Origin of the sequence: Lichenifustis flavocetrariae (genome assembly GCF_026130545.1) — a bacterium.
Taxonomy (GTDB): Bacteria; Pseudomonadota; Alphaproteobacteria; order Rhizobiales; family Beijerinckiaceae; genus Lichenihabitans; species Lichenihabitans flavocetrariae.
The window spans coordinates 16,574-41,088 of the sequence record NZ_JAMOIM010000036.1; the positions used below are offsets into that span (position 1 = coordinate 16,574).

21 protein-coding genes are annotated in these 24,515 nt (G+C 58.8%); 16 read left to right on the forward strand and 5 right to left on the reverse strand.

Annotation, left to right across the window (positions count from 1 at the left end; genetic code table 11):
- The first annotated feature begins 92 nt into the window (after positions 1 to 92).
- From M8523_RS28715 to M8523_RS28730, 4 genes are all read left to right on the forward strand, one after another.
- A complete protein-coding gene (locus tag M8523_RS28715) occupies positions 93 to 341 on the forward strand; it encodes a hypothetical protein (RefSeq protein ID WP_282588305.1) in 249 nt (82 codons plus the stop codon).
- Positions 338 to 580, forward strand: a complete 243-nt coding sequence (locus M8523_RS28720; RefSeq protein WP_282588306.1) for a hypothetical protein — start codon at positions 338 to 340, stop codon at positions 578 to 580. Before M8523_RS28715 ends, M8523_RS28720 begins: the two co-directional genes overlap by 4 nt.
- Before the next feature lie 268 nt (positions 581 to 848).
- Positions 849 to 1,361, forward strand: a complete 513-nt coding sequence (gene ldtR / locus M8523_RS28725) for a transcriptional regulator LdtR (protein WP_282588307.1) — start codon at positions 849 to 851, stop codon at positions 1,359 to 1,361.
- Positions 1,362 to 1,563: 202 nt separating this feature from the next.
- Complete coding sequence (locus M8523_RS28730; RefSeq protein ID WP_282588308.1) at positions 1,564 to 3,042, forward strand: ATP-binding protein; 1,479 nt, start codon at positions 1,564 to 1,566, stop codon at positions 3,040 to 3,042.
- 15 nt (positions 3,043 to 3,057) lie between these two features.
- Here M8523_RS28730 and M8523_RS28735 read toward each other — a convergent pair whose 3' ends face one another.
- Together M8523_RS28735 and M8523_RS28740 are read right to left on the reverse strand one after the other, a co-directional pair.
- Positions 3,058 to 3,501, reverse strand: a complete 444-nt coding sequence (locus tag M8523_RS28735; protein ID WP_282588309.1) for a response regulator — start codon at positions 3,499 to 3,501, stop codon at positions 3,058 to 3,060.
- A complete protein-coding gene (locus tag M8523_RS28740; RefSeq protein ID WP_282588310.1) occupies positions 3,485 to 5,809 on the reverse strand; it encodes an ATP-binding protein in 2,325 nt (774 codons plus the stop codon). Before M8523_RS28740 ends, M8523_RS28735 begins: the two co-directional genes overlap by 17 nt.
- Before the next feature lie 1,045 nt (positions 5,810 to 6,854).
- Between M8523_RS28740 and M8523_RS28745 the strand changes: the two genes are divergently transcribed.
- Positions 6,855 to 7,463 carry a DUF3429 domain-containing protein gene (locus M8523_RS28745; RefSeq protein WP_428351531.1) on the forward strand — a complete coding sequence of 203 codons (609 nt, stop codon included), beginning with the start codon at positions 6,855 to 6,857 and terminating at the stop codon, positions 7,461 to 7,463.
- Between the two features lie 442 nt (positions 7,464 to 7,905).
- Here M8523_RS28745 and M8523_RS28750 read toward each other — a convergent pair whose 3' ends face one another.
- Both M8523_RS28750 and M8523_RS28755 read right to left on the reverse strand, forming a co-directional pair.
- Positions 7,906 to 8,466, reverse strand: a complete 561-nt coding sequence (locus tag M8523_RS28750) for a hypothetical protein (protein ID WP_282588311.1) — start codon at positions 8,464 to 8,466, stop codon at positions 7,906 to 7,908.
- A 376-nt stretch (positions 8,467 to 8,842) separates the two neighbouring features.
- On the reverse strand, positions 8,843 to 12,184 hold the full coding sequence (locus M8523_RS28755) for a glycosyltransferase (protein ID WP_282588333.1): 3,342 nt from the start codon (positions 12,182 to 12,184) through the stop codon (positions 8,843 to 8,845).
- Positions 12,185 to 12,454: 270 nt separating this feature from the next.
- Here M8523_RS28755 and M8523_RS28760 point away from each other — a divergent pair, with 270 nt between their 5' ends.
- A complete protein-coding gene (locus M8523_RS28760; RefSeq protein WP_282588312.1) occupies positions 12,455 to 13,870 on the forward strand; it encodes a type II and III secretion system protein family protein in 1,416 nt (471 codons plus the stop codon).
- 518 nt (positions 13,871 to 14,388) lie between these two features.
- Here the strand turns inward: M8523_RS28760 and M8523_RS28765 are convergent.
- On the reverse strand, positions 14,389 to 14,661 hold the full coding sequence (locus tag M8523_RS28765) for a hypothetical protein (RefSeq protein ID WP_282588313.1): 273 nt from the start codon (positions 14,659 to 14,661) through the stop codon (positions 14,389 to 14,391).
- Positions 14,662 to 15,115: 454 nt separating this feature from the next.
- Here M8523_RS28765 and M8523_RS28770 point away from each other — a divergent pair, with 454 nt between their 5' ends.
- The 10 genes from M8523_RS28770 (at position 15,116) to M8523_RS28815 (ending at position 24,506) form a co-directional block, all read left to right on the forward strand.
- Entirely contained in the window at positions 15,116 to 15,574 is a 459-nt protein-coding gene (locus M8523_RS28770) for an A24 family peptidase (RefSeq protein WP_282588314.1), read from the forward strand.
- A 628-nt stretch (positions 15,575 to 16,202) separates the two neighbouring features.
- Positions 16,203 to 17,120, forward strand: coding sequence for a ferritin-like domain-containing protein (locus tag M8523_RS28775; protein ID WP_282588315.1), 918 nt, complete (start codon positions 16,203 to 16,205; stop codon positions 17,118 to 17,120).
- A 210-nt stretch (positions 17,121 to 17,330) separates the two neighbouring features.
- Positions 17,331 to 17,948 (forward strand): hypothetical protein, encoded by a 618-nt coding sequence (locus tag M8523_RS28780; RefSeq protein WP_282588316.1) that lies wholly within the window; start codon positions 17,331 to 17,333, stop codon positions 17,946 to 17,948.
- The gene (locus M8523_RS28785; RefSeq protein ID WP_282588317.1) at positions 17,890 to 18,534 is read left to right on the forward strand and encodes a tetratricopeptide repeat protein; all 645 of its coding nucleotides are present in this window, start codon (positions 17,890 to 17,892) and stop codon (positions 18,532 to 18,534) included. Before M8523_RS28780 ends, M8523_RS28785 begins: the two co-directional genes overlap by 59 nt.
- 270 nt (positions 18,535 to 18,804) lie before the next feature.
- Positions 18,805 to 18,945: a Flp family type IVb pilin gene (locus M8523_RS28790; protein WP_282588318.1), complete on the forward strand. Its 141-nt coding sequence runs from the start codon at positions 18,805 to 18,807 to the stop codon at positions 18,943 to 18,945.
- On the forward strand, positions 18,942 to 19,922 hold the full coding sequence (cpaB, locus tag M8523_RS28795; protein WP_282588319.1) for a Flp pilus assembly protein CpaB: 981 nt from the start codon (positions 18,942 to 18,944) through the stop codon (positions 19,920 to 19,922). Before M8523_RS28790 ends, cpaB begins: the two co-directional genes overlap by 4 nt.
- Before the next feature lie 133 nt (positions 19,923 to 20,055).
- On the forward strand, positions 20,056 to 21,240 hold the full coding sequence (locus M8523_RS28800; RefSeq protein WP_282588320.1) for a CpaE/TadZ family protein: 1,185 nt from the start codon (positions 20,056 to 20,058) through the stop codon (positions 21,238 to 21,240).
- A 47-nt stretch (positions 21,241 to 21,287) separates the two neighbouring features.
- Positions 21,288 to 22,631, forward strand: coding sequence for a TadA family conjugal transfer-associated ATPase (locus tag M8523_RS28805; protein WP_428351540.1), 1,344 nt, complete (start codon positions 21,288 to 21,290; stop codon positions 22,629 to 22,631).
- A complete protein-coding gene (locus M8523_RS28810) occupies positions 22,631 to 23,581 on the forward strand; it encodes a type II secretion system F family protein (protein WP_282588321.1) in 951 nt (316 codons plus the stop codon). Before M8523_RS28805 ends, M8523_RS28810 begins: the two co-directional genes overlap by 1 nt.
- A 1-nt stretch (position 23,582) precedes the next feature.
- The gene (locus tag M8523_RS28815) at positions 23,583 to 24,506 is read left to right on the forward strand and encodes a type II secretion system F family protein (protein WP_282588322.1); all 924 of its coding nucleotides are present in this window, start codon (positions 23,583 to 23,585) and stop codon (positions 24,504 to 24,506) included.
- Positions 24,507 to 24,515 lie beyond the last annotated feature (9 nt).

The following is a 24,515-nucleotide window of genomic DNA, read 5'->3' on the forward strand; positions in this document are numbered from 1 at the left end:
ATAGCCGCCTTGAAGTGCCGGGTCTTCGTCACATCCCGCACCCCAGAATTGTCGAAGTCCGACAAACGGACGGTGTTCTTCCAAAACTGAACGTGCCCGGCGACGACGTGCTCGAAGACACGGCCTTCTGCAGGCGCAAGCCCGAAGAGAGCCGCAACGACTTCGGTCGGCGGCACGAAGGGATCGTCTGCCTGCGCAACGAAGATCGCCGCGGCGGCCTGGCTGTCGGCCGACATGCGGCCGCGCCGCAAAGGCAGGACGTGCAGGGCGCCCTTACGACCATCATCGCACGCCACGGGAATTTCAAGCCGCTTGCGCCCGAGCGCGTTCTGACGCGTTGACCGAAATCCAGGCCGTCGATCAGATGCGCGCATCTCCTCAGAACGAACCCACGCGGGCCTCCGATAGCTCTCCTGATGTTGCGAGGCCGATTGTACACGCGATGCTTGACAAGCAGTATCGTGAGACCTTGGACAAACCACTCGGCATAATCGGCAATATCTCTCCTCGCGCCGCGGTCAAAACTGCCGAAGGACGCGACAAAGTTGCAGACTGGTTGAAGTTCCTGGAAAACCGCTAGGCCAGCCACAACGATCCGACCGATCCAGTGGCCACCTGCGACTTTGGCTGGATGTGGCGTGAACTCGGTATTGAAGCCCTTAGACGGTGAGCCTTGTTCTTCCTCATCTCATAAGGATCGGAGCCGCGTGCATTGATTTACTAGAGGAGGCGAGCTGGATAAAGAGGATGTTCATTCTGTTCTTTAGAGTCGCCTTCACATCGGGCTCGTACCGTCAAGACAATGTGAGAGATCGCGCGAGATAAGCTCTCTGAGTTTGAGGCACGACATGAACACCGCAGCCAAGATCGCTCCCGCACCTACCCGCAGTGGCCGCCTTGCCGATGTACGCCCCGCCTACCTTGAATCGCTGACCCTCGTCGAACGCCTCCATCGCCGGCTTCTCGATGTGATCAAGGACGAGTTCGACCGCAAAAGCCGAAGCGACATCAATTCGGTCCAGGCGCTCCTCCTCTACAATATCGGCGACAAGGAACTCACCGCAGGGGAGTTGCGGACCCGGGGCTACTATCTCGGCTCCAACGTGTCCTATAACGTCAAGAAACTCGTCGAGATGGGCTTCCTGCATCATGCCCGCTCACGCGTCGATCGGCGCTCGGTCCGCATCAGCCTGACCGAAAAAGGCAAGGAGGTTCACGAGATCGTGGCAGCTCTCTATGAGAAGCATGTCATGACGGTGGAACATATCGGCGGCATCTCGGCCGAGGAATTCGCCCAGCTCAACATCTGTCTCGCCCGTCTCGAACGCTTCTGGACCGACCAGATTAAGTATCGGCTTTAGGAACGGAATGTGGGGAGGCTAATTTAGAATAAGGCGACTCGTAAAGACAGAACTGCGTAGGGCGCGGTCAGTATCAATCCCTCATCGCGGTTTTTATCTCCATTATTCTGTTTTCTTGGATTGTATTATTTAGAGTTTGCATATCTTGGGTAGCCGTCGCTTCAAAATACATAAATCCTATGAATAAAATCAGGATCCTCCCTTGCCCTATGCTGCAAAAAAATCGCCTCAAAATGGAATAGATCTGCCGCTGGTCAGGCCAGTTCCGATTCTATCGGTCAACGACGATCGAGAGGACCAAAGCGCGAATGCGGCTAGGCATCGGTTCGGAACCTGCATCTCATCGAAGAATGATGGAGGCTATGATTCTCAATCAGCCGGGCAAACCCTAGACCTGCTCCGCCTGCAATTAGCCCAACAAGAGCAGCAGCTGCGGTACCAGGAACAGGCGCTTCGCCGGGCAGATGACGAGGTGATGCGGCTCTCACGAGAGCTCGTCCAGACGCGTGAACAGGCGGAAGCGAGCAGCCAGGCCAAGTCACGCTTCCTGAGCAGCATGAGCCATGAATTACGCACCCCGCTGCACGGCATCTTGGGTTACGCTCAACTCCTCCATCTCGAAGGTGACTTGAACAGCGTTCAGGACGCGCGCATCGATGCAATGCTGGCCGCGGGAAAACATCTGCTTCAGATGATCAACAAAGTGTTGGATTTGTCCCAAATCGCGGGAGCCGACACCACTCTTGCCCAGAAGGATTTCGACCTTCACATCCTTGCCAGTAACTGCCTCGATGTCGTCAAGCCGGCCTGCATGGCGAAGGGTCTCAAGATCAGTCTCTCGATCGCACCCGAAGTTCCTCGCCGGATGATCGCCGATCCGACGCGGCTCCAGCAGATCTTGCTGAATCTTTTAGGCAATGCGGTTAAGTTCACGGCGCTCGGCAGCGTCGAATTGCGCCTTCGCACGCTCATATCCGCCGGCTCTGCTTCTTCCCAAATTTTACGGATCGAGGTTGCCGATACGGGCGCGGGTATTCCGATCGAGGATTGCCGGCGCTTGTTCATGGAATTCACGCGTCTCGAAGCCGCTATCGTCGACAAAGTCGAGGGATCGGGCTTGGGGCTGGCGCTTTCGGTCCATTTGGCGAATGCCATGGGAGGAAAACTGGACCACGAAGACAATGCAGGCGGCGGCAGCGTATTCTGGCTGGAATTGCCGTTGGCGTTCGAACAGACAGTGTCAGCGAACAACGTCGAAGCGGAAGAGCTCGCCCTGCCTGATTGCCCCCTCCGGGTCTTGGTCGTCGACGACATCGGGATGAACCGCGAGATCGCCAGCGCTTATCTCTGTTCGGTTGGTCATAAGGTCGTCTGCGCGGATGGTGGCATCAAGGCGGTCATGGCTGCCCACATGGATGATTTCGATGTGGTGCTGATGGATGTTCGCATGCCCGATGTGGATGGGCTCGAAGCCACTCGGCGCATTCGTGCGATCGAGGGCCGGCGTGGTCAGGTTCCCATTGTCGCGCTGACAGCCCTAGCGCTCATTGAGCAAATCAAAGAGTTTGAAACAGCCGGAATGAACGGTCATCTTGTCAAACCCTATGCCCCTGAAGCACTGATTGCCGTCGCCGAACAGGCGGCCAAGGCTGGTCGCAGCAGAGGGCGAGCGCTAAAATAGGATATTGAAAGCCGATCAGATGATCTTCGGGAGCCGGGCGGCACCAAACCAGAAGCCTTCGAGACCACTCACCGTCGCCACGAGTTCATCGAAATTGTTCGGCTTGACCAGGTAGGAATTGGCGCCCAACTCATACATTTCATGAACGTGCGGTTCGTTATCCGACGTGGTCAGGATCATGACCGGCAGAGGTTTCAAGCGACCGTCGCGGCGGATGTGCTGGAGAGTTTCCTTCCCGTTCATCCGGGGCATGTGCATATCGAGCAGGACGAAAGCCGGACCTTGTTTCTTCGCCGGTTCATCGACGCTAGCGCGTAGGAAAACGAGCAGATCCTCGCCATTGTCGAAAAAGCGCAACGTTGCATGACTCCCCGCGGCCGCGAAGGCACGCCTCAAGATGGTCCTGTCGAACGGATTGTCCTCCGCAATCAGGACATTGAGATCAGGGGGATGCGGCATTGGGGTCTCGCGGTTCAAGCAGCGCGCGTGGCGCCGGTTCGGTCTTCAATCTCAGGCGAAATTGCGCGCCCTGTCCGAGTTCCCCGCGGGCCTCGATCCGCCCCCCGTGGCGCTCGACGATGCGCCGACAGATGGACAAGCCAAGCCCACTTCCTTCATAGCGCTCGCGCGGATGGAGCCGTTCGAATGGTTTGAAGATCCGATCGCTGAATTGTGGGTCGAACCCTATCCCATTGTCTCGAACGACGATCGAGACCATGCCGGCGGCGGCGCCTTGTTCGGAGGCCCTCGTTGATCGGACGGGCTCCGACGTGACGGAAATTTGAATCGGTCTTTCCAGGTCTCGATATTTGAGGGCATTACCGAGCAGATTGACAAACACCTGGTGCAACTGATCCCTTTCGCCATGGACCTGCGGCAGGTCTCCGATGACGATGGCCGCGTTGGCCAGCACAATCCTCTGCTCCAGTTGCTGCACGACGGCACGAAGGAGTTCGGCAAGGTCCACCGGCCCGAAGTTGACCTCCGATCGTCCCAGTCTCGCAAAGTCCGCAAGCGACGTCACCAGTGAACGAAGATGTTTCGACAGGGTGCCGAAGTCCTGAAAATATTCGGCCGCTTCCTCAGCCTGATGCGGAGCAACGCATCGGCGGGCCAAGCTCATCAGCATTTCCATCTGGCGAAGCGGCTCGTTGATGTCGTGAGAGGCAACGTAAAGAAACGTCTCCAATTCGTGCATGCTATGGATGAGGCGCAGGTTCTGCCGCGTCAGGTCATCCTTTTCGCGAAGCATGAGGTCAAGCACGATATCGCGCAATTGCTCGGCAGCGCTGACATCCTGAACCGACCAGGGCAATGAACGGCCGCGCATCTCCTCGGTCCAGGCCTTGAAGGATTGTCGTGGATACAGTTGAGATGCGTCTGCACGCTGATCCACTGGCTTGGCCGGATTGCCCGCCCATTGCACAGTTTGAGCTTGCTCGGGTCTGCACCAGATCAAGTGACTTTCATGTGGACGCGCCAAGGGAACCGCCATCAAACCGCTGAAAGTTTCCGCGTGGCTCGCGGCAGGCTCATAAAGCTCACCGATCCTATCCGTCTGGAAAACCGCGTCGTCTTGTCGGGAGGCGAGCCATGAGCTCAACCCATTCATAATGCTCTGCTCCGGGCAGTGGCCCACCCGAGCTACAGCGTCCGGCAGGACCATGGCAAAGCCAATTGCGCTGGGGAGCTGAAGCAGCCGGTCCCCTTGCCGCTCGATGGCCTGCGCGACTGTATGGCCGCTCGCGATCTCGTCGGCAAGTTGAGCGCGGAGCTCTTCCACTTTGGCCTTTCGTCCGGCGCGCGCCAGTTTATCCAGCGCTTCCATTTGGGCGGCCAAAAACCGTGCAACCAACTCACAAGCCTGCCGCAACTCATATCCGACATGCTTGGCCGTTCGATGATGACAGGCAATGAGGCCCCACAATTCCCCGTCGCGAAGCACCGACACCGACATCGAAGCGCCGACTCCCATATTGCGAAGATATTCGAGGTGAATGGGAGACACGCTTCGTAAGATCGAGAAGCTCAGGTCGATTGGCGCCGTGCCGATCGCGCTTGGCGGATGGATGAGCGGCGAGGGCTCGTAATCCACGCTCACGATCATGCGGATGGGGTTGGAACGGTAAAGCCTCCGAGCTTGCACCGGAATGTCGGACGCGGGGAAATGCAGACCGAGGTAGGACGGCATCGCGGCATCACGGGCCTCCGCGATGACTTCGCCGGACCAATCCGACGCGAACTGATAGATCATAACCCCATCGAGCTTGGCAATTCGCCTGACCTCCTCGGCGGCGATGTGACAAGCTTCGACATGCGTCGCCGCGCCATGCAGGCGAATGGACGCTCCGCTGACCATCAGCAAAGCACTTTCCCCTCCGATCGCGGGCACGGGAGGCTCCAGTTCAAGGAGCACCAAGCCAGCCTGCCGATGGGCGAGACCCCTCCATTTTGAGGGCTGGCCGCCTAAGTCGATCTCAAGAGGCAAACCGATATTGATGTCATGGTCCGACCCAACGAGACCCTGGCGCAGGCGGCTACAGGTCGCCTCGGAGGTGAGATCGAGCAACCTCATGCCGAGAGCGGCTGATGGCATAATTCCGAGGTGATCTTCGATGCTTGCGCTTGCTGAAAGGATGTCGAAATCTGGGCCGGCGAGTGCGAGTAGAATGCCGTGCGGCTGGATGGAGCCTGGTTGATGAATTGGCTCCTTGTCGCAAATTGACGAGTTCTCCTCTGACGCCGCCCAATTCTCGAAAGAGCTCAAAATGTACCTGCGTGATCGGAAATCGCGCCTCTGCGAGAGCGGCCTATGACCCTATTGCGCTCGACGTTTCAAGGATAGCACGAACTAGTCCGTGTGGACGGAATCGGTGAAGCTCTGTGGCAATGGATTCCCAAGCGACTTGATCGGTGATTCATAGCGGGTCGGCTTTGCGGGATCGACCATGCTGACGCGGATGAACGAGGACGATTGGGCGGTGGCCTTGACGGTGTTCAGGGCGGTCCGTTCGCGGCATGGCCAAGCCGGCGCACACGGCACCTACAAAAATGATCATTGCCTCTCCCCCCGGAGTATTTGAGGCAATCTGGTCAACCGCCGATTGCTTGAGAGCAGAATATGTTAATCTTTGATCGGGTCAAACGCTGATCACCACGTCGCGCGTGGGCAGCCAGCCTCGCGCAAGGTTCCCGCGGCAGCCTTGCCACCAAGCCGGACTGGTTCCGTCCCGGGCGGTCCGGCCAATCCTCCCGAAGAATATTTCCGAGCCAAGAGTCCCATGTTCGTAGAAGTGCAGGCAGGCAGCCAAAATGCTGAGCTAGGTCGAAAGCGCTGGCCTACCTGACTGTCACAAATGCTCGATTTTGTAGCTGAACCCCGTTGGGATACGAGACGGAAAAGCTGAACTCGTCCTGGCCTCGATAGCCCGGTTGCGGCTGGTAGTAGATCCCGGTCCCAACAGCCGGCCGTCCAATGCATTGCTCGCCCCCTGCATCTGCACTGTGGATTGTAATAGTCGAGCCCGATCGAAGCTGCACAGACCCTCCGCTAGGCTGTTGCAAGAGTTGGATTTCGGGTGGCGAGTCAGGTTTACAATCGCGGTGCCACGAGGCCTGCGTAGTTATCCTGACGGGACGACCGGCCTTGGTCACGGCCCGATAGTCGCGTGCAGAAGCCGCTCCGCCTAAAGATGTAAGTGCGAGCGCGACGGTGATGAGCTTCCAGGTTTTTGATGTCACTGCTTCCCCTCATCCGCCCACCGGCCGCCACTTCATGCGATCCAGCCCTGCGCCCACGCCGCGGTACCGAAATGGCGATCGGCCACGCCGTGTCATCTTACCGAACTTTCGGAGCTGCCAAGGGATTTCTAAAGCCAGCACCGCATGGAACCTACTCTGGACCCCCGCATTTGCGGGGAATGGCGAACAAATCTCCCGACAGCGTATCGATGCTGATTACCGAGCCCCGGACCGTTCCCTGGCTCAGCGTCGTGTTCGGCTTCGGTCCGATGCTGCCCTTTGTCATTGGCGCGACGCTCGCCTGGCTGGACTTTAAACCTGGCCGCGACGCTTGGTTCGATCTTGTCATCTTCTGGGCCGCCAGCATCTGCACCTTCCTTGCAGGTGTGCGCCGTGGTGTAAGTTTCCGGACCATGGGTGGGCCAACGAGCAGCCAGATCATCACTATGCTCTGGCTTTTCAGCGCAGGGTCAGGTGCTCTCGTTCTGTGGTGGCTCGGTCTTCCCAGCCTCACCCTCGTTCTGCTCGCTGCAGCTTTTGCCAGCATCGGCATCCTTGACCCCATCGCCGCTCAAAGTGGCGAAGCGCCGCTGTTCTTCGCGCGGTTGCGGCCGGTTCAGATGGTGCTGCCGGTTGTGAGCCTGCTCTCGTTGCTCCCGATTGTGCAAACGCTGAAGTAAGTTCATGTCGCAGCCGGCTTGTTGGCGGGGATCAGTCTCCAATCTGATCGAACACTTTAAGCAGGAGATCCTGCCCGATCTGATGCACATGGTGTGGATAGATCATGCCAGACTCGCTCCCGTTCACCTCGCGTCAACCCTCATTCATCATTGTTTCATGGCTGACGCGCCGCCGCGTACCCTCAAATTTACGGATGGTGGCGCGTCGGCGCGAATACGCTGAGGATGGGTTGCCGGACCGCCCGGGGCCGAACTGGACCGGCTTGGTGGCAAGGCTGCCGAGGGAACCTTGCGCGAGGCTGGTATGATCTGGGGTGGGCGGCTATGATGGCTTGAGCTCTGATGAGAACTGGAGCCTGTACCGGGCTGCCGTAGGCGCCTACTGCGGCAGCCCGGACGCAAGCCGGATCCGTCTGGTTGTGCCGGTCGCCCGACGACTTCATCAGCTCGGCCGCTCGAATAGCGCCACGCATTGCTCATAGACCGATTGCGCATTGCGCCGCGGGCATTCCGCCGTCAAGATGACCAGGAGATCCGTCAACCGCGCGTCGTCGCCCTGGACAGCCAAGCGAAGGTGCTCGATCAAGAGAAAGTCGCGGCGCCCGCATCTGGCACAAGCCACGATGATCTCGGGGTAAGGCCACGTCGAGAGACGGGGCACCTCGCAAGGAAGCCGCAGCTGGGAAGCAGCAACTCGTTTCACCACGTCTTCACGAGCGGGCGGCCGACGGCGATGCACCGGCTCGTTCGGATGATCGGTTGGTGGCAGGTTGTGGTCGAGATCGACGAAGCGGGCACCGCAGCGCGGCTCGTACTTTCTCGGGTCCGAGCGCCACCACGGGCAATCGTGCGCGAGGTCGGCAAGCAACCCATCGAGGCTCTGCTCTGAACCGTATCGGGCCGCGACGCGCGCCAAGCGATAGCAGCCGCGACGATTACAAAGCACGCAATCGATCCGCACCACGACCCAGGGATATTGCGCGAGTGTCTTCGGCCGAAGCATGCGCCAGACTGTGAACAAATCAAGAACAACGGCAAAAGTTCTGCTACGATCGCGACAAATGGCCGGGGGAAGCGAATCGCGATGACGGCTTTGTTGGCGGGGTTCGAGTGTGGCCGTCTTGGTTGGAATGGGCACGACTTGCTGCACACCACGCGGCACATGCCGGAGGACCGGACGCCGACGCATTATGATATTGCGCGCCGGTGCGGCTTGACCCGCTCGCGGGATGGGTTGCCGTGGCGCCATGATCCGAGGCCGCGTCTTCGTTGCGCCCCACAGTCAAGAGCGTTGAACAGCCTTGACCTGTTCAGCCCAGCAGGGTTCTGGAACTTCCTCAAGCACGCAGGCTATGCATGCGATTGAGCGTCCGAAGCTTTTAGTCTCCTCGCGCGCTACGTTGCTCGCGATGTGGCGCCGACGCCCTTTGACGCTCGGAGGCTTGCAGGTCTGCCTCTATGGTTTGAGCTAGAGTGCCAAGTGATGTCTTCCACATGTCCAACTTGGAATGCCGGGTCTTCTGAGCATCATCTTGAGCCGCCTGGCGCTTTTTAATCGATGCGCAGATCTTCAGAATGCTGTCGGACACCTCGATATCGAATTCCCGATGCGCTGCGATATCTGAGGCCACGACGTCGAGCCCCATCGCAAGCGCTTGGCCGATGCCAAGGTTGTAACCTTCCCATTCTGAAAAGTTCATGTAGAGGTCGCTGGCGGCATAGAGCTCGATCAGTTCGGCGTCCGAAACGTTCGGATAAACGTCGAGTCCCATAGCCTGCACGGCAGCCACATCATCGTCATCACCGCGCCCGGCCAAAATGAACCGCACCTTCTCCCCTATGTCAGGGTAAAAATAAGGCAGGTCGGATGCGACGTTCCCGTAACGAACCACGCCCTTGTAGATCCGTTCCGCCGACCGGAAGCGACACACGTTCAAGATCACGAAACAATCGTCGAAGCCATATTTGCGACGCAGGGAGTCCCGCTGTCCCGCCCAACGTTCTGACCACGAGGAGAGATGCGAATTGCCGTTGCGAATGAGCATCGTGTCCGGCCGATGCTGGGCATCTTGGATGGCCCGCGAGATCACGAACACGCGCCGCGCCAGGCAGGCGCAAAAGCGCTTCTCCCAATCGATATCTTCGCGTGCCTCCCGATCGGGAAACAGCTGGGCCGGGGGCTCGCCATGATCCATGAAATACACGAGCGGCTCCGCGCCGAGATAGCGTGTAATGGAGAAAAACGGTGGCGTGTGGGCGATGATGCAATGGATGCCTTCGGATGTCGCGTAGGCGGCAGCGGCTTCGGGGGTCCAAAGGCTGACCCGCTCGCATCCTTTGTATGCCAAGTCTCGGCTTCGCTTGGGACCGCCCACGACGACATCCCAGCCACGCTCGCGCAGGAACAGTGCCTGTTGCTCCAGAACGATTGCGACGCCATGCCCCAGGCCATGCTGATAGCAAAGAAGAAGCACCCGCCATCTCTCACTCGGGGAGCGACGGCGCCAGGGTCTGATGGCGCGCGGCGGTGTGGCGAGTTTGTCGACCTCCTGCAGCGAGAGGTTCGGAGAATAGGTAGGGTCGTTCTGAAAAAGCGGGCCAAAGCGGTCGCGGACATACATAGCCTCCCGCGCATTGCGGTGCTGCTGATCGCGCGTGACATCGAAGCCGCGAGACTTCGACTCATGATGATAGAGCAGCGGCTCGCCCATATATATGTTGCGGTAACCTGCCTCATAGGCACTTGCACACAGCTTGACGTCGTTGAAGGCCACCTTGAGTACGGGATCAAAGCCACCCAGCGTTTCGAAGAGCCTGCGCCTGAGGGCGAGGCAGGCGCCGGTCACGGCCACCATCTCCCGCGGCAGGTCGATTTGACCGGCAGGCCCGACAGCCGCCGGCTTCAGACGGTGTGCGCCGACACCTTGGACACCCAATACGACTCCGCCGTGCTGTGTCGTTCCATCTGGATAGAGCAGGTGAGCACCCACGACGCCCACATCCGGCTTGAGCGCCTGTTTGACCAACGCCTGAAGCCAATGACGTCGGAGGACGGTCGTGTCATTGTTCAAAAAGACGACGACGTCGCCTTTTGCATGGAACGCGCCGACATTGCAGAGTTTTGCGAAATTGAATGGTCCCGGGGATGGAACGATCAGAACGCCGGGATTAGATCGAAGCTCCGCGAAGTAGGCGATCGTGGCGGCTTGCGTCGACCCGTTGTCGACAACAACGATCGTGACTTGTTGCGACGGGTAGTCGGTGTCCGATTGGATGCTGTCGATGCACTCCCGCAGGAGGTTGCAGTGGTCACGCGTCGGAATGATGATCGTGACGTCGGCCAAATTATCGTGCCGATCGCGTTCCATCGGCACAACAGAGAGCCCGTGTCCGTGATCCGTGCCACATGATCCGATCAGGCAGTCATGTGAGAGAATGAACGGCGCATGCGCGACTTTACTCGGTGCGATTTGAAGGAGGTGGGCAGCCCACGTAATCTCGGCATGGCCGAGCATGGCGCGTCCGAGAATTGCCTCGTACAGTTTTCGATCCCTGTCGTAGAAGATGGTTCCGATAGTGTTTCCGGCATAAGGCGTCGACCGCATGAAGTCCGGCGACATAGCTGGCTTGAAAGCCGGCGCTGACCTCCGGCCGTCTTCCGCTATGTGGTCATGATCCGCATAGACCGCGTCGGCTCCCGATTGATCGAGCGTCAGCGCCAACATGTAAGCCATATGCGGGCGCATTATCTGCGCCCCCGCGCAGAAGATAAGCGTGGTGGTCGGTGAAAAGCCGATCGCCTCGTTTGGCGATGTGGCGGTCGACATGCCTTCGTGGCCGTCGACGCGGAAGGTGCACCGGTTCCAAACGTCATCCGGAACGGTCGAACCGCGAACAAAGCAGATGCGGCAATTTACGCCAATCTGCGCAGCCCATGCCGCAAAAATCCTATCGAAGCACGCCACCGCATCGACGTCTATGATATGCAATACGAGAACCGCGTGATGCGATAAGGATCGATCTGCAGCGATCCTTTTGATGTCTCTAGGCGTCAATGTGTCGAAAGCTTCAAGCCAACGTTCGAGGGCGGGGGCGCCGATGCCGACGTGACCGCGGCGCGCCCCTATCCTGACGAAATACTCCACCGCTGTGAGGCTGTCTTCTACGTATTCCGGATGCACGGCGCGGTAGAACTCGCTATCGAAAGCCGGGCTTGGATCGCGGTTCTCGTAGGAGCCATGCCGAACGAAATGCTTGATCGGCGACAAGCCGGAACTGGCGACATCGCGATTTCGAGCCAAATACCATTCCGCGTCGAACAACTTATATTTGAAAAGTAAGTATTCAAAAGAATATTCATCGCTCGGCAAATGCGGGCGTGCCGTTTCTCCCAGATTGTCTTCGATAGCCTTGAGCAAGAGGTCAGGATCTGACTTGTGAAGATTGGGTCGAGATCTGTAGAGAGAAGAAAGATCGATGTGAGGAGATGGATGTCTTACTTCTTTCGCCCCATGGAGGCAGAAATGCGCAAACGGGCCTTGATGAAAATCTGCGGTGTCAGGATAGCGGTGAAGATACCAGATCGGGTCGAAGGCGTCAGGTGATGTTGACGCCTGGAGTCCAGCAAAATCGAAACCCGCTTGCGACTTATATCTTGCAGCGAGGATGCTTCTAACTTTCCGAAGGCTCTTTCTCAATAAGCCGAAGTCTCTAAACCGCACCAACAATTCTCTCAGCTGAGGCTGGATCGCGGCGCACCGTATCCATATTGCCGCACATTGCCATGTTCTTCACGGTGCGTCTATCGCTCGACCGTTGGCCCGGATAGCATTCATCCGATCCTCGGCGGCCGAGGCAGGAGCACGTGCGTGCCAGATGAGTTTGCGAGACCGCGCATTGCTTACCGAAAAGACGCGAGGCGCGTGTTGTGTGGGTTGACAGCAGGCGTCCTGGCCTGCGCCGTGTTCGGCATTAGCCCGACGATGTCACAGGTGAAAGTTCTGCCTCGCACTGACGGCGGTGCCACGCTCAGCCATATCAGGCTGACGGTTAACAAATCGCAAACGGTCAAAGCGGGGGCCGCTTTCGCGGATGTGCTTGTCGGCTCGTCCGAGATCGCGGATGTGGTGCCGCTCAGCGATCGAACCATCTATCTACTGGGCAAGAAGGTCGGCACCACCAATGTGTCGATCATCAGCAGCGACAAGAAATTGGTGGGATTGATCGACGTCGAAGTCCGGCCCGACGTCGACGCGATCGCTTCGCAGATCCACCAGAGCACAGGTGAGCCCAAGCTGACGGTTGCAAGCCAAGGAGACCGTGTGCTTCTCGGCGGGGTCGCCGAAGATGCACCCACGGTGGACCGTGCCATGCAGGTAGCGCCGCCTGGAACCGTCAATTTGACGCAGGTGCGTTCACCTCAACAAGTTATGCTCAAGGTCCGGTTCGTCGAAGTCAACCGCAATGCGGATCGGGAGCTCGGGACGCGCTTTGAGTTTGGCGGCAGCCATACTTTGGCATCGATCGGGGCCTTCGGGACCTCGTCTGCAATCAGCAGTTCGACGAACACGGGAGGTCTCCTGTCAGGTGCCGTCGGCACCGCTGTGAGCGCGGCCACGACCGGAGGAGTCCCGTTCGGCACCGTCGTTCAATCCTTCACCGGCTCGGGCAACCAGCTCGATATTTTCATTTCGGCGTTGGAAAGCAAAGGTTTGCTGCGACGTTTGGCAGAGCCGAACCTGATCGCTAATTCCGGCGAGAGAGCCGAATTTCTCGCCGGCGGCGAGATCCCGATCCCCATCGCCAACCAGACCACCAACGGCTCACCCCAAATCACGGTGTCGTACAAGGAGTTCGGCGTGAAGCTGGCCTTCACGCCGACTGTTCTGCGCAACAGCCAGATCCACCTGGAGCTTGAGCCCGAGGTTAGTGACATCGACTCGACACTTTCGGTTGCAGTTGGGGGTGGCGTCTCGGTCCCAGGTCTCTCCAAGAGGCGTGCGAAGACGAGCGTCGACTTGCGCGACGGTCAGAGTTTTGCGATCGCGGGCTTGCTTCAGACGCAATCGACCCGCAACATCGACCAACTGCCATGGCTGGGATCCATTCCGGTCCTTGGAGCTCTTTTTCGAAGCAGCTTGTTTCAGGAGCGAGAAACCGAGCTTGTGGTCATCGTAACGCCGCAACTCGTCAAGCCGGTTAAACCGAGCACACCGCTCGGCACACCGCTCGACACCACCTTACCGGCGAACGATGTGGATCTTTTTGTCGACGGCCGCATGGAAGTGCCGCGTGATCCGCGTTATTTCGCGACACCCCGTGGCAAGGTGATCGGACCTTATGGTCATATTCTGCAGGAGCCGGTCAACACCCCCTCTGTGGCGACGCGCTCGAACGCCGTAAACTGAGATGCGACAGCCTGATGCGCATTTTCCCTTTGACCTGAGGATAGTCGTGATCCTCGCGAGCAGTCTCTGCTGCTCGTCCTGTTCAGAAGACTACCTGGTCCGAAGGGATTCCCTATCCGCCGGCTCAGGTGACGCCATCAGGGCCGACATGACTGCTCAGGGGATCGACCCCTCTCCTCCGGCCGCACGGTGGACTGTGTTGGATACGAACGGGGAGCGTCTTCAACACGCCATGGAGCAATATCGCAATCCCTCAAGTGGCACGCAGCCGTCAGGCTCGTCTACAATCCCCGTCGGCGTCGCACCCGCGTTTGCCCCGACGCTCAAGTAGAGCTTTGGCCGCTTCGCCCAGTCCGACGCGTCCATCGATCGATTCCTATCCCCGTTTGCGAAGAAGCTCACAACGAGGTTAAACCAGGACCCATGCTTTGGCGTGATCACGAAGGAGAACTGGCCCTCGGGCCGAGTATCGACTCAAGCCTTGTCTCCTTGGAGATGTCCGCCGCGTGTGCCGAGGATCACCTTGATGGTGGTTTGGGTCGGACAACCGGCATCAAGTTTCTTGAGGACTCAATCAAATCGCGCAAGCGGTGGTAGTCCTCGATGCTGGCATACACCTGCCCGGCCAGCAGTTCGATGCCTGCGAAAAGGCTCAACGTGCCGTGACGCTTGTACTCGTTGTCGCATGCGAACGCCGTGTGGGTTCTGGGTTGCGGCGGCAAACCGGGCACGGTGCTCCCGATGTCCTGGATGCCGGGCTTCTTGTGGTTACACGTGCCTTGCCCGGTCACGGACCGTCGTCGAGCGCCGCGAGGAACGCCCGCATGCTTAGCGCGTCGCGCGCAATGGCGCACGATATGACGCATCACCTCAATCTGCGCTCCCACAGTGGTTGAGGACGGGGTCATGCAATACGCTAGAAGCAGGCACGCTTGTTTAACCCGGATGGGGCTCGATTCGAGACTGAGCCATCGACTCGAACCAGGTCAGATCCTCCGAACTGATAAATATTCCACCAGGAGACGAGATGCTGCCATGACGCGCTGGCGCCAGATTGACATTGTCGTTGACCACAAGGCGCCCGTGACCGAGGAAAGCTTCATCGCGGATCAGCACCACGGCTGCGATGTATGAGTGGGCACATTCCGCCTCCACGATTCTACTATAAGAGCAATTGTCCGTAAATCGTGCGGCTGCGCGTCTTTCGCTGTGACGGCTGATGCCGCCATCCCGAGTGGCTGAATCATGCGCTCTGACACGTTGACAGTGGTGGTCGGTCTCATCCTCTGCTGGATCTTCGTCGAGGACATGCTGCGGTTCAGGATACGCAACGTCCTCATCATTGCTCTGATTTCGAGTTTCGCACTCGACTGCATTCTCGGGGATCGCCTCGCCCTGATGGTACCGCACAGCATTCTCGCCGTCCTGGGACTCGGTGTCCTCAGCGGCTGCTTTGCTCTGCGAATGATGGGAGGCGGAGACGTGAAGCTGCTTTCGGCCGCCCTCCTCTGGGTTGGGCCGGAAGGATGCGTCGTGTTCGCCATCGCACTTTTGTTCTGCACACTGCTTTATCTGGCCGGCGCTTGGGCGGGTTGGCTGCCACAGCGTTCCAGGGGCGGACGAACCCTGATTCCGTTTGGCCCGAGCATCGCCGCTGCTTGGATCATCCACGGCAGTCTTGTGGTCTGGGTCGCGAAACACTGATCGCCCGATCATCGAGTTGGCCTATCACTTGATCATCGAGCAATCCACACCGCGTCAACGCGCCGCACTTGGGAGAACCCTGCATGATTGGAGAACTTAAGGTCAGACTTCCTTAATTTTTATGGAACCATCCGAAACTTCGCGTCGTTGCCTGCGTACCTTCAGAACATTGGAGGGTTAATGGGCGTGCTGAAGATCAGAATGCAACGTTTGGGTTAAAAATCGAAATGTTGATACTGTTCCGGTAAAATCGAAACATGAAGCGAGGACGTGTACTTTGCAGGTGGGCATGACAGTCAGCCTGCGTCTGACTGCGGGGTTCCCTGTTGCGCACAAGTCTGTTCAAAAATGAAAGCTCTTTGCATGGTGCCATTTCAGACCAGGACCTCGCCGCACTAGATACGGACGCGGTCATCGAAAGTTTCAAGTAATAACGAGAACCAATAAAAATATATCTACCTTCTTTGTCGGGTTGATGCCAGTTTTGAACTGGCTAACGAACAGTTTATCCGGTAGAAGAAAAAAGCTCCACTGATTGTGGTTCAGTCAACTGCGGTGCTGAGGGGTCCTCAATGCACTGATGGCGCCGGTCAAATTCGTTGAAATCATCAATAGAGGAACGTTTAGAATGACGAATCTCAATTCAAAGCTCTGGCAAGATAAGCCGGCGGCCGAAACCGCTCCCGTACGAATTGATCTTGAGGCCGGCCGTCGCACATTCATCCAGGCACTCGGTTTGGGCGTCGCGGGCGCCGCGTTCTTTGGGTCGAATTCGGTCAAGCCAGCCTCGGCGCAATCTGTAACGGATGCCGATATTTTCAATTTTGCTCTCAATTTGGAATATCTTGAAGCCGAGTTCTATTTACGGGCGTCAACTGGCGAGGGTTTGACCGATATGGAGGTCAGCGGTACTGGCACGCTCGGGCCGGTGAGTGGCGGACGCCAAGTTCAGTTCGACAGCCAGGCGGTCGCTAATTACGCGAACGAAATCGCACGCAACGAGCGAGCACATGTTCAGACCATTCGGTCGGTGCTTGGCAGTGTAGCCGTCGCGCGCCCATCAATCGATCTGGGGCTCGCCTTCACGCTTGCGGCCCGTGCGGCGGGTCTCGCGGGTCCGAATGACGCCTTCGACGCGTTCGCCAATGAAGACAACTTCCTGCTGGCGGCCTTCATATTCGAAGACGTCGGCGTAACAGCGTATCACGGCGCAGCGCCTTTAATCTCGGACACGACGAACCGATCCTACGCGGCCGGTATTTTGGCGGTTGAAGCGTACCATGCTGGCACAATCCGCACAATTCTCTACGGCAAGGGTTTGTTCAGTCAGGCGCAGGCAATTTCCAACGCGCGTGACTCGCTCGACGGTCCGACCGATCTGGATCAGGGAATTGGCGACGCGATGACGTCCAACCTTGTTCCTGTGGATTCGTCCGGCTTAGCGTTTTCCCGGACTACATCTCAGGTCCTAAACATTGTCTACTTGAACCCAAATGGAACCCCAACGGGCTTCTTTCCGAATGGCCTGAACGGCTTGATCAGGTAATCGCACATGTGTTCGGCAGTGTCCCGCGTGATGTGGCGGGACACTGCTCTGCTAGTTTGAGTTCGAGCATTGGAACCAAAATTGGTTTCAAAGATCGTGTCGGGTGTAGCATCAAATATTCAGATTCTAATCTGACGAAATTTGGACTATAACAAGCTTCAGGAGTACGATCCAACTTGATATTTGCGGACGGAAGGCTCAGTCGTTTGCATGATTGTGGCACTTGATCTCGAAATCAGCGATCATCGATACGGTGATCGACTTCTGAAAGCCACTTGGCGTTTGGCGTTAATTGCGTCTGTGATAAACCCTGACCTAAGTGCAAGCGCTCGTGACGGTGTGAGCACACACGGCTGGGCGTTTGAGCAATTCGGCACCGATGTCGCTATCCTCCGGACGTCCAGGTCTAGTGGGCGGGCCGGCGATGTGGGGGTGCTGATTGCCTGCTCGGATTCAGACAGGCGAGTTCGTCTTTCCTTGCCAACGCCGATCGCCACATCGCAAACTACTGGTTACGGAGCGATCACCGCCTTTGATCAGCCGAGGGCGCCGACGAATACCGTTTTTCGCTTCACGTTGAACAAGCCGTCCGAAATTGTAGTTTCGGAAAAGTCTGGGCCGAAGCGTGATATCGCTGTGACGATCGGGCAAATGCTGCTGACGAAACCGCGTGCGCTCGATATAACCGTTTCGTTGGGCACCAACCCTGTCCCGTTGACACAGCTGAAGGTGTATCGTTTGTTCATATCGCTCGGGCCTGCAGACATCGATGCCGTCGAAAGGTTCATTCAGTCGTGTGGCCGTCCGGTGGTTCGTCCACTCCATTGAAGGATCAGATGTTTCTGTTCCGCTTAGCCGCTCGTGCAAGCTGCGTCATGCAAAAGCACAGGTTGGTGATCCGAACCGGAAGAAGCGTATGCTTCGCGTAGTTAGGACTTTGGGGTTCGGCGGCTTGCTTGCATTGTCGGCCTGTCAAACACCGCCAGACGCGGTATCGGCCAGTGGTGCGGGACCTGATCTCGATGCCGCTCCCCTAGCGTCCGATGAACTGAGCCGTTTGGGCCGTCAGGACCTCACGGCCGGAAATAGTGGATTGGCGGAGGAGCACTTTAGGAGTGCTGTCGAAAAAAATCGAGCAAACTATGACGCTTGGGTGGGTCTGGCCGCTGCTTACGACAATCTGAAGCGGTTCGAACTCGCCGACCGTGCCTATGCCGAAGCAATACGCCTCAGGGGCGAAACATTCTGGATCATGAACAACATCGGCTACTCGTATTATCTTCGGGGTGATCGCAAGCGGGCTTTGTCGGAACTCGAAAGGGCGGCGAGCTTGAGCCCAAATAATGCCGTGGTGGAGAACAATATAAGTTTGGTCCGCACGGGGGATCAACCGAATCGGCGTGCCGCACCCTAGGGTTAGCCTGACTATGCCTCATTCGGATCGGAACGCTTTTGATCACGTGTTTGTGTCGCGCGGCGGTTGAAAGGGGTGTGCTGATTGCACGGATTGCGTCGGATCACATGGTACAAATCTGTACAAAGGTCCTCCGATAGCCTAAAGAGTTTAAGAAATATTTACTCTTCGCACGAGGTCAATCCATTGTTTTGGCCTCCTCTCGCAAATGGTGATCAAGTGATGAAAACATTTCTCCGGAATTTCATCAGAGACGAATCTGGCGCTGCGATGGTTGAATACGCATTGCTGGTCGCGCTCGTCGCGCTTGTCGCCATCGTTGGCGTCGCGGCGGTCGGAACCAATGTCAACGCGCAATTCACCAAAATCAGCTGTAAGATAGCGTCTCCCTCCGCCTCCTGCGATCAGTGACATTCACATCAAAATTCTCGCTTCTGATTGCTTTGCTGGTCGGTGGGCTCGCGGCATTTCTAGTTCGCGAGGTCGTAGTTAGCACCGCAGGGCTTTCGCGCCAAGCCGGGCTGACGACGACGATCGTGGTGGCCCGAAAAGCTGTGCCCTTCGGAATGCCGTTGACCGTAGACAATCTGGAGGAGGTCGCGTGGAAATCAACCACGCCTCTGGAGGGCTCGTTCGCACGGGTCAGCGACCTTGTGAAGGACGGGCGTCGGCTCGCACTGCTTTCAATGCAGCCGAACGAACCGGTCCTTGCCTCCCGGATCACAGGACCGAATCAGCGCGCGACACTGGCGACGCAATTGGACGAGGGTATGCGAGCAGTCACGATTCGTGTGGATGAGGTTCGCGGCGTGGCTGGTTTCATCCTGCCAGGAGACCGCGTCGATGTGATCTCGACCCGTGGCGGGGGTGGCTCGCAGGAGACTTTGGCTTATGCCGACATGCTCCTGCCGAACGTCAAGGTTCTGGCCGTCGATCAATTGGCTGATGAAAGGCAGGACAAGCCAGCGGTCGCCCGTGCGGTCACACTTGAGCTAACCGTCATGCAATCGCAGAAAGTCATACTGGCCGAAGAGATCGGCCGTCTGTCTCTCGTTCTGCGACAAGCCAATGCAGTGGACGAGGAGCCTTCGAGGCGGATTACGATAGGTGACCTCGGCGGGGATCAGGTCGCTGCGCAAGACAAGATCGCCGATCTCGAAAAACGGATGGCAGACATGAAGGCAGCCGAAGAGGCGGCCCGGACGCAAGCTGATCGAGCGATGGCGCAAAAGATGGCCGAAATCGAAGCGCACCTTCGCGCTCCAGTCCCCATTCCGGCGCAGTCCATCGTGAAAGTGCCCGCCGTACAGCCAAAATCGAGCTCTGTCATCAATGTTACTCGGAATGGAGCGAAGACCGAGGCCTACACGGTTTCGGCTGAGCGCTGAGGCTCATGGCCGAGCCGCCTTCGAGAAGCACTCTTCGCCTCATGAGAAAACTCGGAAACCAACCTGAGTGATGCGACAAATCCGGGGTGAATAGCTGCGGAGATCAAATACCGAACCGCGAAGGTCGAACAACGTGCAAAGTTTCATCGTTGGCGAAGGGGGTGGACCCCTCCACCATGCTCTCGCGGCAGTGGTGAAGGAACTTAGGTTATCGCTCTGTTATGCGAAAGGTCTTGCGCAGTTGCGTCTCGATCGCGCTTTTGCGGAAGCGGAGCGTCCGCTCGTCTTGGTGCCCGACGCCCAGGCGCTGCCGGCCACGGTCACCGAGGTTGTGGATTTCGCCCGCGAGTTTAATGGCCAAGCCTTCGTGGTCTACGTCGCCGACACGATCGCGCCCGCCGATTACAAGCGCCTCGTGCGGACCGACTCTGCGGACTGGATCACACTTCGTGATTGCCGGGACGAGTTGCCCGAACTTGTAGCCCGCCTTGCAGTCGCGGACACCAGCGGGCGTGCGGCCAAGATCGTAAGCTTCGTGCCGAGCAAAGGCGGCGTCGGCAACACGACGCTGGTGGTCGAGACGGCCGTTTTAATGGCCGCACGCCGCAAACGGGGCGGGTTGCGCATCGCGATTCTGGATCTCAACCTGCAGGGCGGGACCGTTGCGGATGCGCTGGACCTGGAACCCCGCTTCGATCTTTCGGAAATCGTGGATCGGCCCGAGCGGCTCGATGAGCAGTTGATCGACATCTTCACCAGCCGCTATTCGAAAAACCTGGATGTGTTCGCCAGCTCGAAGAGTCGGCTCGGGCTGGACGGCGTCAAATCCGAACTGCTCTTCACCTTCATCGATTCCATCGCCGGCCGCTACGATGCGATCCTGTTCGACCTTCCGGTCCATTGGTCGAGTTGGACCGATACGCTTCTGAAAGGCTCTGACGCCGTGGTCATCTCGGGGACCGAAAGCGTGCCCGGGCTGCGGCGGCTCACCACCGCACTTGATCACATCGACCGTCTAGCGCTGCCGGGCAGTAAGCTTGCGGTTGTGGTGAACGCCGTCGAAACGGATTTGCTCGGACGGGCATCGCGTCGCATGCTAATCGAACGTGCCCTCGCGAAGCGTCAAAGCTTTCTCGTGCGGCACGATGGTAAAAGCGCCTCCCGTGCGCTCGACATCGGCAAGCCACTGTCCGAGCTGGCGCCCCAGAGCAGAATGGTCAAGGACGTCAAATGCCTCGCGGTATGGATCGAAAAGGCGACCGGGCAGTCACAAGAGTCGAGGGTCAAGACGCCACTGCTCCGTGAGGCATTGGCGTGAGGACGGGATTGTCCGACCGCTGGCGCACGCAGCCAGACCTTCCCCGCATTGAAACGACGGCCGAGCCGGAGCGGCCGAGCCTGCCTGTCCCGTCTGTCGCAACGAAGCTTGAGGTGCCCAACAAATCCCTGGTCGATGCCAAGGTGGAGTTGCACGGCCGGATCATTGATGAATTCAACCTCGCGCTTATCGATCGCATTTCCGCGGACGATCTCGCGCGTCAGGTGGGACGCTTCGTAGCCGAACATGCATCACGTGAACGTTTGGCACTCAATCAGCGAGAGCTCGAAGCCTTCGCGGCCGAGGTCCTGGACGAGATGGTCGGGCTGGGCCCCATCGAACCGCTCCTCAAGGATCCGACCGTGACCGACATTCTGGTCAATGCACATATGTCGGTCTACGTGGAGCGGAATGGGCAGCTCGAGCTGACGCGAGTTCGATTTAAGGATGAGGCCCACCTGCTCCGCATCGTCAACAAGATGGTCTCGGCGGTCGGCCGCCGCGTCGACGAGTCCTCGCCCATGGTGGACGCCCGTTTACCTGACGGGTCGCGCGTCAACGTCGCGATCCGCCCCGTGGCCGTGGACGGTCCGCTCGTGTCGATCCGCAAATTCGCAAAACGTCCGATTTCCATGGATCGGCTGGTCGAACTCGGGGCCTTGCGACCCTTGATGGCTGAGGTGCTGAAGGCGGCGGTGAGAGGCCGCATCTCCATCATCGTGTCCGGCGGCACGGGCTCCGGCAAGACCACCATGTTGAACGCGTTGTCGTCCTACATCTCGCCGCGCGAGCGCCTGATTACCATCGAGGATGCGGCCGAACTGCAACTGCAGCAGCCTCATGTGGCGCGACTCGAGACGCGGCCGCCGAGCGTTGAGGGCCGGGGCGAGATCCGGCAGCGCGAACTGTTGAAGAACGCGTTGCGAATGCGGCCCGACCGGATCATCCTAGGGGAGTGCCGCGGTGAGGAAGCCTTCGACATGCTCCAGGCGATGAATACCGGACACGAAGGATCGATGACCACGGTCCATGCCAATACGCCGCGTGACGCTTTGAGCCGCATCGAGCAGATGATCGGGATGGCGGCGGCCTCGATGTCGCTGGTCTCGATCCGCAATCAGATCGCATCAGGAATCCAGCTCGTTCTACAGCTGCAGCGCATGACCGACGGCCGGCGGCGGATCACCAGCCTGGCCGAGATCACCGGCATGGAGGGCGACATGATCCAGATGCAAGAGATCTACAGTTTTGTGCGCGAGGGCATCGACTCCAGCAATCAGATCGTCGGTCAGTTTCGAGCCGCCGGGGTGCGGCCGAAATTCATTGGCGAGCTGAAGGCGCAGGGGATCGATCTGCCGGCTCAGGCCTTCGATCCGCGCACGAGCTTGTAGTGTCCGACGGGAACGAGCCCTGGGCTCTCTACCTTCTGATCTTCATCCTGGTTGCCGTCGCAATTCAGCAATTGCAGCAAGGATTGGGAACCGCCAGGAGCCTCCGCCGGCAGAAGCAAAAGCGCTTTGCGTCGCTGGAGGCGGCGGGCAACCCAGCAAGCCTGGAGGAACTGCGGCGGCGATCGACCCGCTGGAGCCAGTCTTTCCTCGCCCGGCATGCCAACCAGCTTATCGTGCAGTCGGGAACGCAGCTGGCTTGGTCGACCATCGCCCTAATGGGGCTCGGGCTGACGCTGGTGATGTCGCTGCTGTTGCCCGTTCCAGCCTCCGGCGCTCTGCGCGCTCTGCTGGCCACCGCAGTCGCGATCAGTCTCATCGAAGGATGGCTTCGCATCAAACGGGCCCGGCGGATCGCCCGCTTCGGCGAGCAATTGCCGGATGTGATCGACGTCATCGTGCGTAGCCTGCGTGCAGGTCATCCGCTCGCGGTGGCGTTGAATCTCGTTGCGCGTGAGACCCCGCACCCGGCTGGGCACGAGTTCGCGCTCGTGGTCGACGAGGTCAATTACGGCCGAAGCCTCAGTGAGGCGCTGGAACATCTGTCCGACCGCGTCGGCTACCCTGAACTCAGGTTTTTCGTGGCCTCGACCGCTATCGCACATCAGACGGGCGGCAACCTCGGCGAGATCCTGTCTCGATTGTCGCGCATGCTGCGTGATCGCTTCCGCCTCGGCCGCCGCGTGCGGGCCCTGTCGGCGGAAGGCCGGTTCAGCGGCTATGCGCTGAGTGTTCTCCCAGTTGCGTTATTCGGCATCATCAACCTCGTGAGCGCATCCTACTACGCGGATTTTTGGAATAGCGCCGCCGCACGACCACTTCTGGCGATCAGCATCGCGCTTTTGCTCGTCGGTAATCTCGTCATCTACCGCCTAGTGAACTTCAAGGTGTGACATGCCGGGTATCGCGGATCAGCTCTTCCTCATCACCGGGCTGATTTTCGTCTGCGTGACGATTATCACCCTGGTGGCCATCCGGACGGTCGAACAGCGCGCGCGTCGGCGCCGGCGGTTCAGCACGGCGTCGATTGTGGGAGCACGGGCGGACGTCGACTTGGTGGAGCGGGAGAGATCCTGGACGGGCATCGATCCTGGACGCCTCGGGCTCGATGCCGCCGCGCAGCGGGAGCTGCGGGTCACGCTGATGCGTGCGGGGTTTTTCAGCACGTCGGCTATGCCGGCTTATGCCGTCATCAGGATTGCCTTCCTGATCGCGCTGCCCCTGATAGGGCTGTTCGTCGCACTTTTCACCGCCGCGAGCTGGGGCGTGACGGAACGGGTCGCGCTGGTCGGCATCCTCCTCGCGGTGGCCTATTATCTCCCGCCAGCTTATCTCAGCCGCCGGCAACGGCATCTGGAGAACCGCTACCGCCTCGTGTTCCCCGACTTCCTCGACATGCTGGTCGTGTGCGTCAACGCGGGTCTGAGCCTGGAAGCGGCTCTCGACCGCGCCGGGCGCGAACTAGACGAAGAGGCGGCCGCCTTTTACGCCAATCTCGAACTTATGGCTGGAGAGATGAGGGCCGGAAAGAGCACCGGCGATGCGCTGAAGGCCCTGGCCGACCGGCTCGGCTTGCCGGAAGCGCGGTCCTTCGTGGCCCTGCTGCAGCAGACGATCGAACTCGGCACCGATGTCGCGCAGGCGCTGACGGTGTTCTCCGACGAGATGCGGGACAAACGCCTGTCGAACGCCGAAGAAAAGGCGGCGGCGCTGCCTCCGAAACTCACATTGCCGTTAGGCCTGTTCATCTTTCCGGTCGTGCTGATTGCCGTACTGGCACCGGCCGTCCTCAAGGTGATGGCCACGCTCCCTCATTGAGATGGAGCA

Excerpts from the sequence above, each read along its gene's own strand:
- ldtR (WP_282588307.1), top strand. The coding sequence starts at position 849 with ATGAACACCGCAGCCAAGATCGCTCCCGCACCTACCCGCAGTGGCCGC.
- M8523_RS28735 (WP_282588309.1), bottom strand. The coding sequence starts at position 3,501 with ATGCCGCATCCCCCTGATCTCAATGTCCTGATTGCGGAGGACAATCCG.
- M8523_RS28775 (WP_282588315.1), top strand. The coding sequence starts at position 16,203 with ATGACGAATCTCAATTCAAAGCTCTGGCAAGATAAGCCGGCGGCCGAA.
- M8523_RS28745 (WP_428351531.1), top strand. The coding sequence starts at position 6,855 with ATGGCGATCGGCCACGCCGTGTCATCTTACCGAACTTTCGGAGCTGCC.
- M8523_RS28815 (WP_282588322.1), top strand. The coding sequence starts at position 23,583 with ATGCCGGGTATCGCGGATCAGCTCTTCCTCATCACCGGGCTGATTTTC.
- M8523_RS28790 (WP_282588318.1), top strand. The coding sequence starts at position 18,805 with ATGGTTGAATACGCATTGCTGGTCGCGCTCGTCGCGCTTGTCGCCATC.
- M8523_RS28785 (WP_282588317.1), top strand. The coding sequence starts at position 17,890 with ATGCCGTCGAAAGGTTCATTCAGTCGTGTGGCCGTCCGGTGGTTCGTC.
- M8523_RS28750 (WP_282588311.1), bottom strand. The coding sequence starts at position 8,466 with ATGCTTCGGCCGAAGACACTCGCGCAATATCCCTGGGTCGTGGTGCGG.
- M8523_RS28780 (WP_282588316.1), top strand. The coding sequence starts at position 17,331 with ATGATTGTGGCACTTGATCTCGAAATCAGCGATCATCGATACGGTGAT.
- M8523_RS28770 (WP_282588314.1), top strand. The coding sequence starts at position 15,116 with ATGCGCTCTGACACGTTGACAGTGGTGGTCGGTCTCATCCTCTGCTGG.